Here is a 14,365-nt window from a genome sequence, read left to right on the forward strand (position 1 = left end):
ATTGCAGCATGTCATGGGCCTACCTCAGGCAGTTTCCTTCCCTGGTCTGGATCGTCATCCTGGGCACTTTCATGGTGCGTACCACCTTCTTCATGGTCTGGCCCTTTCTCTCCATCCTGCTCTACCGTGACTACGGACTTTCGGCGACCCTGATAGGCCTGATCCTGGGGGCCACGGCGGCGCTTTCCACGCTTGTCAGCTTCTATGGCGGCTGGTTCTCGGACAAATGGGGGCGGCGCAACATCCTGCTGTTCGGCTGCCTGGTTTCCGCCGCCAGCGTGGCCCTGCTCGGCCTCTCCCACCAGGTGGGCTGGCTGGCACTCGGAGTGATCGGCAGCGGACTCTCCTACGGGCTCATCGACTCACCGGGCAAGGCACTGATGGCCGACAATCTGGCCGAGCCCAAAGCCCGTGAGCTGGCGCTGCACCTGCGTTATTTCCTGCTCAACCTGGGGGCGGCCATCGGTCCTCTGCTCGGCGTCACCTATGGCCTGAGCGCGCGTCAGGAGACCTTCCTGTTGCTCAGTGCCAGCTATCTGCTGCTTGGCATCGTCTTTGTCATCGGGTTCAGGCTGGCAGGTTGCCACACCAGCCAGGCGGCCGGGCCCGGCATGCGTGCCGTGCTGCGGGTGCTCTGGCAGGACAGGGGGTTTCTGCTGCTGATCATGGCCAATCTGCTGCTGATGCTGGTCTATGCCCAGTTCGAGTCGCCCCTCATCCAGTATCTGACCCGCGCGGGGACGCCGGAGGTGGAGCGGCTCATCGGCTGGCTGGTGACGACCAACGCGCTGACCATAGTGATGCTGCAGTTCCCCCTGCTGCACCTGACTGCCCGCTGGTCCACGCGGCACAAGCTGCAACTCGGGGTGGCGCTCTTTCTCGGCGCCCAGTTGCAGTTTGCGCTGGGGGATACCGCCATCTGGTGGCACTGGATAGTGGCGGTGATCCTCTTGAGCGTCGGGGAGTGCATCCTCTTCCCCTTGCTCAATGTGCTGATCGATCAGATGGCGCCTGGTCATTTGAAGGGGAGCTATTTCGGGGCGGCCTCCATCTCCGGACTCGGGGTGGCCATGGGGGCCTTGCTGGGAGGCTGGGTGCTGGCCCACTGGGGCGGGAGCTGGCTTTATGCCCTGATGGCGCTGCTCTGCCTGGTGATCCTGATGCTCTATGGTCTGAGTACCCGGACCTCGCGCCCAGCGCTGGTCCGGGCCGGGCCCTGACGGCTAGAAGGTCAGCACCTTGTCGGCGGCCAGAGTCCATTGGGCCAGCAGGGGGAGGGTGCCTATCTCTATGCCCTCGACAAGGGGTAGCGGGGTGATGCCGCGCGCATCGGTGCAACTCTTGCAAAGCCGGATCCGGGTGCCCTGAGCCAGCAGTATCTCCAGCATCTGGCGCAGGTTGTAGCCCTCGGCCGGAGCCTGCCCGGCCAGAGCAGCAGTGACGGCATCTGACATCAGGAAGAGGTTGAGGTCTACCTTTCCCTCCTCTTTGAGGGCGATGCCGAGGCGCAGGGCATTGAACAGGGACTCGCTGCCATAGGGGGCGCCGTTGGCAATGATGAGAATGTGTTGGGTCATGTGGCTCTCCTGATTGAAAGGGCCATTGTAGCCTCGGCGAAAGCGGCCCGGCATGATGCAGAGCACACTCTGTCGTAGCCCGGCCCCGTGTGTCTTGACCTCACACAGGGAGTCAGGTCTCATGGACGGCCATCCAGTATGACAGAACAAAGAGGTTGTTATGTGGAAGATCGCCGGAATAGGCTTATTGTTGTTGGCCGGACAAGCCTATGGTAGTGAAAACATCGGCTGCAAGGCCAGACAGCAGGCCGTGACGGATCAGCTTGCGTTCGCCAGGGCGCACAACAACCAGGAGCAGGTAGCCGGCCTTGAGCGGGCACTGCGCAACCTGGAGGCCCATTGTACCGATGCCGGGCTCCTTGAGGAGCAGCAACGCAAGGTGGTCAAGCAGAGGGAAGAAGTGGAAGAGCGGCTGGCCGAGTTGCAGAGCGCACGGGTATCGGGCAAGCCGGACAAGATTGCCAAGAAGCAGTCCAAGCTGGAGGAGTCCCAGGCCGAGTTGCTGGAAGCCCAGCGCGAACTCGAGGCGCTGCAAAAACTGGTCAAACCCTGAGGGAAGGGCAGCGCAATAGAAAAAGCCGGGCATGCCCGGCTTTTTCTATTTCTGGATAATGCGCCCGCGAGTGTCAGACGCTGACTGCCTGTGCATCCGCACGAACTTCTCCATCCGCTGATCTTCGGTTTCCAACCTATGGACGGGATCCCGGAGGATGCCGTCCATGGGGCGCAGATGCTGATGCAGGTGCTACAGCTACTGCCTGTGCATCCGCACGAACTTTTCCATCAACTGATCTTCGGTTTCCACCCTATGGACGGGATCCCGGAGGATGCCGTCCATGGGTGCAGACGCTGATGCAGGCGTTACTGCCTGTGCATCCGCACGAGCTTTTCCATCAACTGATCTTCGGTCTCCACATGGGCGGGATCCCAGATGATGCAGTCGATGGGGCAGACGCTGATGCAGGTGGGCTTCTCATAGTGGCCGACGCATTCGGTGCAGCGATCCGGGTCTATCTCGTAGATCTTGCTCCCCAGGGTGATGGCCTGGTTCGGACACTCCGGATCGCACATGTCACAGTTGATGCACTTGTCGGTGATGAGCAGTGCCATCTCAGGCCGCCGAGTGAGGTTGACGGGTATCCTCGCGCTCGCCGAGGTTGCGCAGCAGGATGCCGTAATTCACGTCGATCTCCTTGGGAACCGGGACGTAGACCACGTGGCCGTTGCCCGGCGCGGTGTCGATGAGCTCGCCCTTGCGGTTCTGCATCTGCTCCAGGTTGAAGCTGAGGTTGCCCTGGGGGGTCATCAGCTCCAGGCTGTTGCCCAGCAGGAACTTGTTCTTCACCTCGACTTCGACCATGTCACCGTTGCGACCGGTGATCTCGCCGACGAACTGCTGGGTGTCGGAGACGGAGTAACCGTAATCGTAGTTCTGGTATTCGCTGTGGTTGTGACGGCGCAGGAAGCCCTCGGTGTAGCCGCGGTGGGCCAGGTTCTCGAGGGTGCCCATCAGGGTCGGATCGAACGGACGGCCAGCCACCGCATCGTCGATGGCCTTGCGATAGACCTGGGCGGTACGGGCGCAGTAGTAGAAGGACTTGGTACGGCCTTCGATTTTCAGCGAATGAACGCCCATTTTGGTCAGGCGCTCGACGTGCTCGACGGCGCGCAGATCCTTGGAGTTCATGATGTAGGTGCCGTGCTCGTCTTCAAACGCAGTCATGAACTCGCCCGGGCGGTTGGACTCTTCCAGCAGCACCAGGGCATCGGTCGGCTTGCCTGCGCCCAGGGTCGGATCCACCTTTTGCACGGCGATGGGCTCCTGGCGGTGGACGATCTGGCCCACGTCATCTTCCTTGCCCTCGTGCACCTTGTACTCCCAGCGGCAGGAGTTGGTGCAGGTGCCCTGATTGGGGTCACGCTTGTTGATGTAGCCGGAGAGCAGGCAGCGGCCGGAGTAGGCCATGCACAGCGCCCCGTGGACGAAGACTTCCAGTTCCATCTCCGGCACCTGCATGCGGATCTCCTCGATCTCGTCGAGAGACAGCTCGCGGGATAGGATGGCACGGGTCAGGCCCATCTGATGCCAGAACTTCACCGTGGCCCAGTTGACCGCGTTGGCCTGCACCGAGAGGTGGATAGGCATGTCGGGGAAGGCTTCGCGCATCATCATGATGAGACCGGGATCGGACATGATGAGTGCATCCGGCTTCATATCCACTACAGGGCGCATGTCGCGGATGAAGGTCTTGAGCTTGGAGTTGTGGGGCTGAATGTTGGCCACCACATAGAACTGCTTGCCGAGGGCATGGGCCTCGTTGATGCCGAGCTGCAGATTCTCGTGATCGAATTCGTTGTTGCGTACCCGCAGGCTGTAGCGCGGCTGGCCCGCATAGACGGCGTCTGCGCCATAGGCATAGGCGTAGCGCATGTTCTTGAGGGTCCCGGCAGGGGAGAGCAATTCTGGTCTGAACATGTTGGACTCTTTTATCTGATTGCAAATCAGGACGGCGCCACCTGATGGCGTCGTGTGGGTTCATCGGTGGCGCGACCGTCTTCGACGCACGGCCATCCGATGGGGGTACATCGGAGCAGGAGGTGACTCGATACTCCGGATATACGGGGTGCGAGATTGTACTCGTGACCGCCTCGTCATGCAATTTGGGACGACCCTGGCATACCTGCGCCATGTTCATTTTACGCTCAGACTGGGGTTGCTAGAGTGCAAGGGGTGAAAGAGGCCCCCGAGTTGGCGGTGAAATGGATCTTTTCGGCGAAAAAGACCATCTCCAAGTTGAAATTTTGCCCTGCTCGGGAAAGAATGCGCGCTCGGTTGTTGGTCCCCGGTGACGGGTCCACAAGAGACCGATGATGAGCAGGGCAAAGGCCCACAGGAACAGGAAACCATACAGGAATTTTATGAATCCCCTTCGCATTGCCGCTTCGGCTCTTTTATGTACGCTGGCGCTGGTCAGCCAGCAGGCCGCCGCCGTTGAATACCAGCTGCCTGCAGCCAACAGCCGCCTGATCGGTGAGAACCAGGAATACGTGGTGCCCGCAGACAACCGTCCGCTGGAGCAGATCGCCTCCGACTTCCAGCTGGGTCTGACCAACATCATGGAAGCCAACCCGGGCGTCGACCCCTACCTGCCCAAGGCGGGCAGCACGCTGATCATTCCCCATCAGCTGATCCTGCCCAACGCTCCCCGCGAAGGGATCGTCATCAACGTGGCGGAGATGCGTCTCTACTACTACCCGAAGGGCAAGAACGTGGTGCATGTGCTGCCCATCGGCATCGGCCAGCTCGGGGTCAACACCCCGGAGAACTGGATCACCAAGGTTGAGCGCAAGCGTGCCAACCCGACCTGGACCCCGACCGAGAACATCCGTCGCCGCTACGCCGCCCAGGGCAAGACCCTGCCCGCGGTCTGGCCGGCCGGCCCGGACAACCCCATGGGCCTGCATGCGCTCTACATCGGCAACCTGTACGCCATCCACGGCACCAACGCCACCTTCGGCATCGGTCTGCGGGTGAGCAGCGGCTGCGTGCGCCTGCGCGCCGACGACATCAAGTACCTGTTCGATCACGTGCCGGTCGGCACCCGCGTCCAGTTCGTCAACCAGCCGGTCAAGACCACGGTCGAGCCGGATGGCGGTCGCTACATGGAAGTGCACGAGCCGCTGTCGCGCACCGAGGAAGAGTTCAACTCCACCGCCTCCGTGCCGCTGCCCATGACCCCGGCTACCACCCGCTTCATCGCCCACGCTGACAGCGATTCCAACGTGGTCAAGCAGGTGCTGGAACAGCGTACCGGCATCCCGACCCGCCTCAATCCAGAGGCGTAATGGCCGGCAAGTGCAGTTAAACAACAACGGCGACCATCAGGTCGCCGTTGTTGTTTCTGCGTATCCGGACGTCAGCTGGCTGGTGGGGCATAGAGGGCAAGCCAGTTGCCTTCGGTATCCTCGATGATGACCCTGGACCCATGACCGCTGCCGATGCTGTGCAGAGGCTCCAGCACCCGCCCGCCGAGCCGTGGGACCAGCAGCTCCGCCTCCTGCAGCCTGTCACCGAGGGAGAGATAGATGAGGGGACCGGCACCGCCGGGCTGGTGATATTTGTCCATGGGGCCGAGACAGGCCGCCGCGTTGCTGCCGTCGTGGCGCAGCATGGCAAAGCGCATGGTCTCTTCCTGGATGGGGGTGACCTGCACATCAAGCAGGGCCGAGTAGAAGTCCATGGCACGATCCAGATCCCGTGTCGGAATGTCGGCCCAGACCAGGGTGTTGTCCATCGTCGTATTCTCCAGAGTTCCCGGCCAACGCGGTCGGTGGCTCTTTGAGGTTAGAAGTGGCCGTCGGGAGGCGCCATGGATAAAAAAGCGGCGCCTGATGGCGCCGCTTGAAGGGGGAAGAGCCGAGTAAGGCTCCCCCTCTTATTTGCCGGCAATGCTGAGCCCGCCAAAGCGGATCAGCGGGGCATAGAAGTCCTTGCCATCGTCGTGGTGCAGCTGGTTGCCGACCGCTTCCAACTCCCCGAGCAGGCGATAGAAGTTGCCTGCCACCGTGATGCCGCGTACCGGCGCCACGCGCTCGCCATTTCGGCAGAGGAAGCCGGAGGCGCCGAACGAGAAGTCGCCGCTCACCGCATCGGCCCCGGAGTGCAGGCCGTCCAGCTTGACCAGCTCCAGGTACTCACCGCTTTGTACCTCGGCCTCGCCGTGGGGGCCGAGCCCGAATACCAGGTGACGAGGGGCCACGTCCAAGGCACTGCGGGCACTGCGGGCGGCTGCACCGTTGCTCGTCACGCCGAAGTGGCGGGCGGTGGCGCTGTTGTGCAGCAGGGTCTTGAGCTCCCCCTCGCCGATGAGCAGGAGATCCGAAGTGGCGGCCCCTTCGCCGTCAAACGCCTTGATCTTCATGCCCCCCGGCATATAGGCACGGCTCTCCAGGGTGAGCCAGCGAGAAGCCACGCTTTGGCCCAGCTTGTCGCGCCAGGGGTTGATCCCCTGCTGGGCCCACTTGCCAGACAGGGCGGACTGGAAGCAGCCAAACAGGCTGGCAAAGCAGTGGGTGCTGAAGATGACGCTGTAGCGACCGCTCGGCACCGCCTCACCCATCAGCAGGCCATCGGCCACGGCGTGGATCTGGCGGATGAGAGGCTGGCTCTCCAACTCGTCGAAGCGCCGTGCGTACTGTCCCTGGTAGTGCATGGACTGGCGGCCCTCCCGCTCGATGAGAGCGGAGCTGTGGCAGCCGACGCTGAATTCCTGATGTTCACAGATGCTGCCCTGGCTGTTGGCAAGCCAGAGGCGGCTCTCCCCCTCGAAGAAGCCGTTGTAGGGGGCGCCGGTCACGTCCGGCAGGGCCAGCATGCCGGACTCGAGGCACAGGGTCAGGGCGATCTTCTCTTCCACCGCCGTGGTGTCGGCCTGATGTATCTCGGCGCAGTCGGTGATGAGCCTGCTCTGCTGCACTGTGATGCGCTGATCCGGGTCCACCTTGGCGAAGCGGCTCGCATCGAGCGCATCCTGCACCATGGCGTCCAGGGCCGACGCGTCGAGGGACTCGGAATAGGCGATGCCGACCCGGCCTTCCTTGATGAGGCGAATGCCGATCTGCTGGCTGCTGGTGACCTTGTATTCACTGAGCTCGCCCTTGTCGGCCTTGAGGGAGAAGGCCTTCTCCTGATTGGCGATGACGTCTGCCTCGGCACCCAGATCGGCGACCTGGTCCAATAGACGGGCAAGCAGTTGGTTCATGTCGAGTTGGCTCATCAGGCGTTCCCTCCGACCAGGATATTGTCAACCTTGAGCGGCGGCTGGCCGACTGAAACGTGAATGAGGCGGAAGATGGGACCGCATAGAGTGTCATGGATGTTCATCAGGCGTTCCCTCCGACCAGAATGCTGTCAACCTTGAGCGGCGGCTGGCCGACCGAGGCGGGAATGGATCCGGAGACCGAGCCGCACATACCGGCGGAGAGGGCCAGATCGCGCCCTACCATGGAGATCTCCTTCAATACCTGCGGGCCGGTACCGATCAGGGTGGCCGACTTGAGGGGCCGGGTGATCCTGCCCCCCTCGATGAGGTAGGCCTCCTGCACGTTGAAGTTGAACTCGCCGGTACCTGGCTGCACAGAGCCACCCCCCATCCGCTTGGCATAGATGCCGTGTTCCACGGTTGCCAGCATGTCGTCGAGGCTGTAGTTGCCCGGTTCGATATAGGTGTTGCGCATGCGGGAGGCGGGGGCGAACTTGTAGGATTCCCGGCGCCCGGAACCGGTGCGGGCGTAGCCGGTGCGAAGGGCCCCCATTCTGTCCACCAGGAAGCCGGTGAGCACGCCGTCCTTGATGAGCTGGGTGTGCTGGGTCGCCATCCCCTCGTCATCGACGTTGATGGAGCCCCAGGCGTTGCCCTGCAAGCCCTCGTCCACCGCGTTGACCGCGGGGTTGGCGATGAGCTGGCCCATCTTGTCGTGGAACACGGATGCCTTCTTGGCCACCGAGGTGGTCTCCAGCAGGTGACCGCACGCCTCGTGGAAGATGACGCCGCCAAAGCCGCTCTCCATGATGACCGGCAGCTTGCCGCTCGGGCAGGGGGCGGCTCCCAGCTTCACCAGTGCCTGGCGGGTGGCGGTGAGAGCCAGCTCGCGGGGATCGATGCTCTCGGCATGCTCCCATCCCTTCATGGCACCGGGGGCTTCATAACCTACGCTCTGCTCGCTCCCGTCCAGGGCGATGGTCTGGGCCATGATGCGGTTGTAGTGGCGGCGATCGCTCACCTGCACCCCTTCGCTGTTGAAGATCTCCACCTCCTGCTCCCAGCCGAGCACGTTGCCAGAGAACTGGCTCACCTTGTCGCTCTCGGCGCGGGCCGCAGCGTCCATGGCATGCAGGTAGGCGATCTTCTGCTCCAGCAGCTTGTCGGCCGACAGCGGCAGAGCGATGGGGTTGCGGTCGGTCAGGCGGGTGAAGTCAAAGGCAGTGGCGGTGACCACGGGGTCACGCCTGTCCTTGGCCGCCAGCAGGGTAACGATGCGCAAGAGCTCGTTGCGATCGGCCAGATTGGTGTAGCCGTAGAGCACCTTGTGGCCGTAGCACAGGCGAACGCCGATACCGAAGTCGAGACCACCGCTGATGTTCTCTATCTGGCTGGAGAGCAGGCTGAGCTGGCTGCGGCGCTTGCGCTCCACAAACAGCTCGGCGAAGTCGGCACCCAGCGCCAGCGCGTGATCGAGCACGTCGCGGGCGATGGCGGGGGCCAACAGGGAGAATGAAGTCATAGAATATCCTTTTCTGGTCTGTCCGTTTGCTTCCGACACCCGGCGTTGTGTTGTTATGGGGTGTCGACCTCATTGTTGCAGACCAGAAGCAAAAAGTCGCTATAGCGTCAGCCGATGATACCAAACGAGAAAATCGGTGCGATTTATGCGCCCGGCAGCCCGAGCGCAGGCTACCGGCAGGGGAGGTTTGCGCCGTTCATGGCGCTCGCTTGATATGAGGTCGACCCACTGCTCGATACGGGGTCGATCTGATCGTCCATTGGCTGGCGTCGTCGAACATCCAGGCGGTCAGGGTCAGAGCAGTTCGTGGATCTCGCTCAGGATCTGGTTGACCCACTGCTCGATACGGGGTCGGTCTGGTCGCCCATTGGCCGGTGTCGTTGAACATCCAGGCGATCAGGGTCAGAGCAGTTCGTGGATCTCGCTCAGGATCTGGTCGACCCACTGCTCGATACGGGGTCGGTCTGGTCGTCCATTGGCTGGCGTCGTCGAACATCCAGACGGCCAGGGTCAGAGCAGTTCGTGGATCTCGCTCAGGATCTGGTCGACCCACTGCTCGATGCGGGGTCGGTCTGGTCGTCCATTGGCTGGCGTCGTCGAACATCCAGACGGCCAGGGTCAGAGCAGTTCGTGGATCTCGCTCAGGATCTGGTCGACCCACTGCTCGATGCGGGACTCGGTCTGGTCGTACTGGTTGGCGTCATCGAGGGCCAGCCCGACGAAGTGACGGCCATCGTCGATGAGCGCCTTGGAGGCGTCAAACTCGTACCCCTCGTTGGGCCAGTAGCCCACCAGCTTGACTCCCTTGGGGACCAGCTGATCGTGCAGCAGGCCGAGGGCATCCTGATACCACTCCCCATAGCCCAGCTGATCGCCCATGCCAAACAGGGCGATGATGCGTCCCTCCAGATGCAGGTCGGCGATGTCTTCCCAGCGGGATTCCCAGTCCTCCTGCAGCTCGCCGAAGTCCCAGGTGGAGATGCCCAGGATCAGGATGTCGTACTCCTGCATGCGGGCGAGGGGCACATCCTTGATGTTGTGGAGATCGACCAGCTCGGGGCCGATGAGGGCGCGGATCTTCTCGGCGGCCATCTCGGTGTAGCAGGTGGTGGAGCCATAAAACAAACCTATCTTCATCGCTCTTCTCTTGATCGCAGTCGGCAAGGGGCGTGACCGGCACAGCGGCGCCCGGGGGAAGGGCGCCAGTCTAGCAGATTGCGCCGGGCTCTTCACCGCCTGAGGGGATGTGCAGCCTTGCCTTGCGGCCCGGGTGGGTCGGCACGTTACAATGGCGACCTGTTTCCCTGAGCGCGGCGCACCATGAGCAAAGCAGAATCCCATCCCCTGATCGAGCCGTTTCTCGACGCCCTCTGGCTGGAGCGTGGGCTTTCCGACAACACGGTCAGCTCCTATCGCACCGACCTGGAAAAATTTGCCCTCTGGCTCGATGAGCAAGGCGGTTCCCTGCTGCTGGCGGGGCTGGACGATATCCAGCACTACCTCGCCTGGCGGGTGGACCATCAGTTCGCGGCCAGCAGCACGGCCCGTTTCCTCTCGGCCCTGCGCCGCTTCTACCAGTACCTCAATCGCGAGAAGCTGCGCAGCGACGATCCCACCGTGCTGCTGGAGGGGCCAAAGCTCCCCAAAAAGCTGCCATCGGATCTGAGCGAAGCCGAGGTGGAGGCGCTGCTGCAAGCGCCCCTGGTGGACGATCCGCTGGAGCTGCGGGACAAGGCAATGCTCGAGCTGCTCTACGCCACCGGGCTGCGGGTGTCCGAGCTGGTGGGGCTGACCGCCGAACACGTCAGCCTGCGCCAGGGGCTGGTGCGGGTGGTGGGCAAGGGCAACAAGGAGCGCCTGGTCCCCATGGGGGAAGAGGCGGTGCATTGGCTGGAGCGCTACTACCGGGAGGGGCGCACCCTGCTGCTGGGTGGCACCAGCTCGGACGTGGTGTTCCCCTCCAAGCGGGCCCGGATGATGACCCGCCAGACCTTCTGGCACCGCATCAAGCTCTATGCCCTGAGAGCCGGCATCAGGGGGGAACTCTCCCCCCACACCCTGCGTCACGCCTTCGCCACCCACCTGCTCAATCACGGCGCCGACTTGCGGGTGGTGCAGATGCTGCTGGGCCACGCGGATCTCTCCACCACCCAGATCTATACCCACGTGGCCAACGAGCGGCTCAAGGCACTGCACGGCCAGCACCACCCCAGAGCCTGATCGCCTCATCGGCCTTGCAACAAAAAACCGCCCGAAGGCGGTTTTTTTTTCAGCACACGACAGGGAGGAAACGGTTATTTCCCCTGCTGGGATTTCAGCAAGTCGCGGATCTCGGTCAGCAGCTCCTGATCCTTGGTGGGGCCGGCCGGGGCAGCGGCTTCCTCTTCCTGCTTCTTCTTCAGGGTGTTGATGGCCTTGAGCCCCATGAAGATGGCGAAGGAGATGATCAGGAAGTCGATACAGGTCTGGATGAACTTGCCGTAGGCGATGACCACGGCAGGGGCATCCCCTTCGGCGGCTTTCAGGGTCACGGCGAGATCGCTGAAATCCACGCCCCCCAGGATCAGCCCGATGGGGGGCATGATCACGTCTCCCACGAAGGAGGAGACAATCTTGCCAAAGGCGGCACCTATGATGATACCGACCGCCATGTCGATCACATTGCCCCTGGATGCAAAGGCCTTGAACTCTTGAATAAGACTCATTTTTCCCCCTAGAAATGGACAACGTGCCACCTGAGCGCACGTCGATTTGAATAATAAAACATCAGCAAAACAGAGGGATGACTAAAGATGTCTCCCGTCGTCCTGATTAGCTTGCGGGGCTCAAGCCCGATTGGCAACCTGTCATCCCGTGATTTTTTCTTGCGGACGTTATTAATCGATCACTAATTAAGGTCTTTGGGAGAGGGAATTGTCTGGGTTACCTTATGAGACCCTTCAATCATGCCAAGTGAATGAGCTGATGCGATATTTACTGCTGGGAATGATGCTGCTGTGCGCTTTTGCGGCCAGCGCGGGGATGGACCCCCATGTGTTGAAACAGACCATAGAGCAGCGCCTCGGTGTGCAGGTCTACCTGGTGGACGAGACCCCCATGCCGGGCCTCTATCTGTTGGGCACGGCCCAGGGACTGCTCTACAGCGATGCCAGGGGAGACTATGTGCTGCAGGGCTCCATGCTGGATCTGGCCCACGACATGAGAAACCTCACCCGGCTCAGCCAGCAGCAGCAACGCAGGCTGGCGCTCTCCCAGATAGGGGAGGCCCGGCTCTGGCTCAAGGCCACCCCTGAACGCCACCGCCTCACCCTGTTTACCGATCTCGCCTGCGGTCCTTGCCGCATCGCGCTGGAGGAGTTGCCCCGCTTGCAGGCGAGGAGCGTGAGCGTACAACTGCTGCCTGCACCTGTCGCCGCCTCGGATCAGGCTAGCTGGTGCGATCCCGGGCTGCTGCGCGAACTCAACTTCAGCGATCGTTTGCCTGAGAGCGGCTGTAATGCGATCCTTGCCCATCATATCGGCCTGAGCCAGTGGCTCGGGATCAAGGCGTCACCGAGCTGGGTCCTGCCCAATGGCGACCTGGTGCGCGGTTACCAGAGCCCCGAACAACTGCTCAAGATACTGGATCACATCAATGCCCCTGCAAATCCGTCGTCGTCCGCGAGTTGATGATTCCCATCTGCCCGCCACCCTGCACCCGCTGCTTCGCCAGATCTTCGCCAGCCGCGGGGTCGAAGACCCTGCCCTGCTGGAGCGCAGCGCCAACCAGCTGCTGCCGCCCCAGCGTCTGTTCGGCATGGCGCAGGCGGTGCCGCTGCTGGCCGAGGCGCTGACGGCGCAAAAACGCATTCTCATCGTCGGTGACTTCGACTGCGACGGCGCCACCAGCTCGGCCCTGTGCGTGCTGGCCTTGCGCGCCATGGGGGGGCACCACATCGATTTTCTGGTGCCCAACCGATTCGAGTTCGGTTATGGCCTCACCCCGGAGATCGTCGAGCTGGCGGTGGCCCGCGGCGCCGAGTTCCTGATCACGGTGGACAACGGGATCTCCAGCATCGCCGGGGTGGCGGCGGCCAAGGCGGCAGGCATGCAGGTACTGGTTACCGATCACCATTTGCCGGGTCAGGAGCTGCCTGACGCCGACGCGATAGTGAACCCCAACCAGCATGGCTGCGACTTCCCCTCCAAGTCCCTGGCCGGGGTCGGGGTCGCCTTCTATCTGATGGCGGCCCTCAACACCCATCTGCGCCAGAGCGGCTGGTATGAGCGCCAGGGGCTGCGCGCCCCCAACGTGGCGGATTACCTGGATCTGGTGGCCCTCGGCACCGTGGCCGACGTGGTGGCGCTCGATGGCAACAACCGCATCCTGGTTCATCAGGGGTTGCAGCGGATCCGGGCCGGCCGTTGTCGCCCCGGCATCCAGGCGCTGGTGGATGTGTCGGGCCGCGACGGTCGTCGCCTGTGCGCTGCCGATCTCGGCTTTGCGCTGGGGCCGCGCCTCAACGCGGTGGGCCGGCTCGATGACATGTCCCTCGGGGTCGCCTGTCTGCTCTGTGACGACATCAACCTGGCGCGCCAGTTCGCCTCCGAAATGGACAGCCTCAACCAGGAGCGCAAGGAGATCGAGCAGGGGATGCAGCAGGAGGCGCTCGCCACCCTGGAGCAGATCCGTTTTCGTGACGGCGAGGTGCCGTCGGGTATCGTGCTGCACCGGGACGAGTGGCATCAGGGGGTGGTGGGGCTGGTGGCCTCCAAGGTGAAGGAGAAGTACTACCGCCCGGTCATCGCCTTTGCCGAGAGCAGCGAGACCGAGCTCAAGGGCTCCGGGCGCTCCATCCCGGGGGTGCACCTGCGCGATGCGCTGGAACTGCTCGATACCCGCCACCCCGGCTTGATGGGCAAGTTTGGCGGCCACGCCATGGCGGCCGGGTTGACCCTGCCCAAGGCCAATATCGAGGCCTTCGGCCGGGCCTTCGAGGCGGTCATCGGCGAGCTGGTGACCCCTGAGCTCTTGACCGGGGTGCTGCTCACCGATGGCGAGCTGCTGCCGGACGAGCTCACCCTCGAGCTGGCGGAGCTTATTCGCGCCTCCGGCCCCTGGGGTCAGGCCTTCCCCGAGCCGCTGTTTGACGGGGAATTCGTGCTGGTGCAGCAGCGGCTGGTGGGGGAGAAGCACCTCAAGATGATGCTGACCACGGATTCCGGCCACGCGGTGGATGCCATCGCCTTTGGCGTCGACTTGCAGCGCTGGCCCGATGCCTCGGTGAAGCGGGTGCGGCTGGTCTACCGGCTTGACGTCAACGAGTGGCGCGGCAACCGCAGCGTGCAGCTGCTGGTGGAGCATCTGGAAGCCGCCGGCCTCTGATCCCGCGAGTCTCTCTTGCTGTCGATGACGGCCACCTCAGGGTGGCCGTTTTTTTATGGTGTGAACCCGGATGTTGTCGTTGACCCGTCTATTGCTTCACAGTTTAAGCTTCCCTTCATCGGGTCACGGACCCCTCAGC

The 14,365-nt window shown here is 62.8% G+C and carries 14 protein-coding genes and 1 pseudogene; 6 read left to right on the plus strand and 9 right to left on the minus strand.

Annotated features, from left to right (window positions below):
* The first annotated feature begins 8 nt into the window (after positions 1-8).
* A complete protein-coding gene (locus C2U37_RS12820; RefSeq protein WP_052815990.1) occupies positions 9-1,220 on the plus strand; it encodes an MDR family MFS transporter in 1,212 nt (403 codons plus the stop codon).
* Positions 1,221-1,223: 3 nt separating this feature from the next.
* Here C2U37_RS12820 and C2U37_RS12825 read toward each other — a convergent pair whose 3' ends face one another.
* Complete coding sequence (locus C2U37_RS12825) at positions 1,224-1,577, minus strand: DsrE/DsrF/TusD sulfur relay family protein (protein ID WP_010675361.1); 354 nt, start codon at positions 1,575-1,577, stop codon at positions 1,224-1,226.
* A gap of 160 nt (positions 1,578-1,737) precedes the next feature.
* Between C2U37_RS12825 and C2U37_RS12830 the strand changes: the two genes are divergently transcribed.
* A complete protein-coding gene (locus C2U37_RS12830; RefSeq protein WP_039041125.1) occupies positions 1,738-2,130 on the plus strand; it encodes a DUF1090 domain-containing protein in 393 nt (130 codons plus the stop codon).
* 198 nt (positions 2,131-2,328) lie between these two features.
* Here the strand turns inward: C2U37_RS12830 and C2U37_RS25070 are convergent.
* The 3 genes and pseudogenes from C2U37_RS25070 to trhP all read right to left on the minus strand — a co-directional run.
* A pseudogene (locus C2U37_RS25070) lies at positions 2,329-2,434 on the minus strand (YfhL family 4Fe-4S dicluster ferredoxin); the annotation flags it as partial.
* Between the two features lie 4 nt (positions 2,435-2,438).
* The gene (locus C2U37_RS12840; protein WP_052815997.1) at positions 2,439-2,687 is read right to left on the minus strand and encodes a YfhL family 4Fe-4S dicluster ferredoxin; all 249 of its coding nucleotides are present in this window, start codon (positions 2,685-2,687) and stop codon (positions 2,439-2,441) included.
* A 1-nt stretch (position 2,688) separates the two neighbouring features.
* A complete protein-coding gene (gene trhP, locus C2U37_RS12845) occupies positions 2,689-4,053 on the minus strand; it encodes a prephenate-dependent tRNA uridine(34) hydroxylase TrhP (protein ID WP_010675357.1) in 1,365 nt (454 codons plus the stop codon).
* Between the two features lie 443 nt (positions 4,054-4,496).
* Between trhP and C2U37_RS12850 the strand changes: the two genes are divergently transcribed.
* Complete coding sequence (locus C2U37_RS12850) at positions 4,497-5,423, plus strand: L,D-transpeptidase family protein (RefSeq protein ID WP_041212511.1); 927 nt, start codon at positions 4,497-4,499, stop codon at positions 5,421-5,423.
* 71 nt (positions 5,424-5,494) lie between these two features.
* Here the strand turns inward: C2U37_RS12850 and C2U37_RS12855 are convergent, their stop codons facing one another.
* The 4 genes from C2U37_RS12855 to fldB form a co-directional block, all read right to left on the minus strand.
* Positions 5,495-5,872 carry a VOC family protein gene (locus C2U37_RS12855; RefSeq protein ID WP_010673739.1) on the minus strand — a complete coding sequence of 126 codons (378 nt, stop codon included), beginning with the start codon at positions 5,870-5,872 and terminating at the stop codon, positions 5,495-5,497.
* Positions 5,873-6,013: 141 nt separating this feature from the next.
* Positions 6,014-7,354: a TldD/PmbA family protein gene (locus C2U37_RS12860; protein WP_052815999.1), complete on the minus strand. Its 1,341-nt coding sequence runs from the start codon at positions 7,352-7,354 to the stop codon at positions 6,014-6,016.
* 106 nt (positions 7,355-7,460) lie between these two features.
* Positions 7,461-8,861, minus strand: a complete 1,401-nt coding sequence (locus C2U37_RS12870; protein WP_104452438.1) for a TldD/PmbA family protein — start codon at positions 8,859-8,861, stop codon at positions 7,461-7,463.
* A gap of 618 nt (positions 8,862-9,479) precedes the next feature.
* Complete coding sequence (gene fldB / locus C2U37_RS12875; RefSeq protein WP_041212516.1) at positions 9,480-9,998, minus strand: flavodoxin FldB; 519 nt, start codon at positions 9,996-9,998, stop codon at positions 9,480-9,482.
* Positions 9,999-10,181: 183 nt separating this feature from the next.
* On the opposite strand from fldB, the gene xerD reads away from it, so the two are divergent.
* On the plus strand, positions 10,182-11,081 hold the full coding sequence (gene xerD, locus C2U37_RS12880) for a site-specific tyrosine recombinase XerD (protein WP_042014490.1): 900 nt from the start codon (positions 10,182-10,184) through the stop codon (positions 11,079-11,081).
* Positions 11,082-11,155: 74 nt separating this feature from the next.
* On the opposite strand, the gene mscL is transcribed toward xerD, so the two are convergent.
* Positions 11,156-11,566, minus strand: a complete 411-nt coding sequence (mscL, locus tag C2U37_RS12885; protein WP_010673746.1) for a large-conductance mechanosensitive channel protein MscL — start codon at positions 11,564-11,566, stop codon at positions 11,156-11,158.
* Positions 11,567-11,825: 259 nt separating this feature from the next.
* On the opposite strand from mscL, the gene C2U37_RS12890 reads away from it, so the two are divergent.
* Positions 11,826-12,530, plus strand: a complete 705-nt coding sequence (locus C2U37_RS12890; RefSeq protein WP_104452439.1) for a disulfide isomerase DsbC N-terminal domain-containing protein — start codon at positions 11,826-11,828, stop codon at positions 12,528-12,530.
* Positions 12,496-14,226 carry a single-stranded-DNA-specific exonuclease RecJ gene (gene recJ / locus C2U37_RS12895; RefSeq protein WP_104452440.1) on the plus strand — a complete coding sequence of 577 codons (1,731 nt, stop codon included), beginning with the start codon at positions 12,496-12,498 and terminating at the stop codon, positions 14,224-14,226. The genes C2U37_RS12890 and recJ overlap by 35 nt, the downstream gene beginning before the upstream one ends.
* Positions 14,227-14,365 lie beyond the last annotated feature (139 nt).

The sequence above is a fragment of the Aeromonas sp. ASNIH1 genome, assembly GCF_002934285.1.
In the GTDB taxonomy this organism is placed as follows: Bacteria; Pseudomonadota; Gammaproteobacteria; order Enterobacterales; family Aeromonadaceae; genus Aeromonas; species Aeromonas caviae.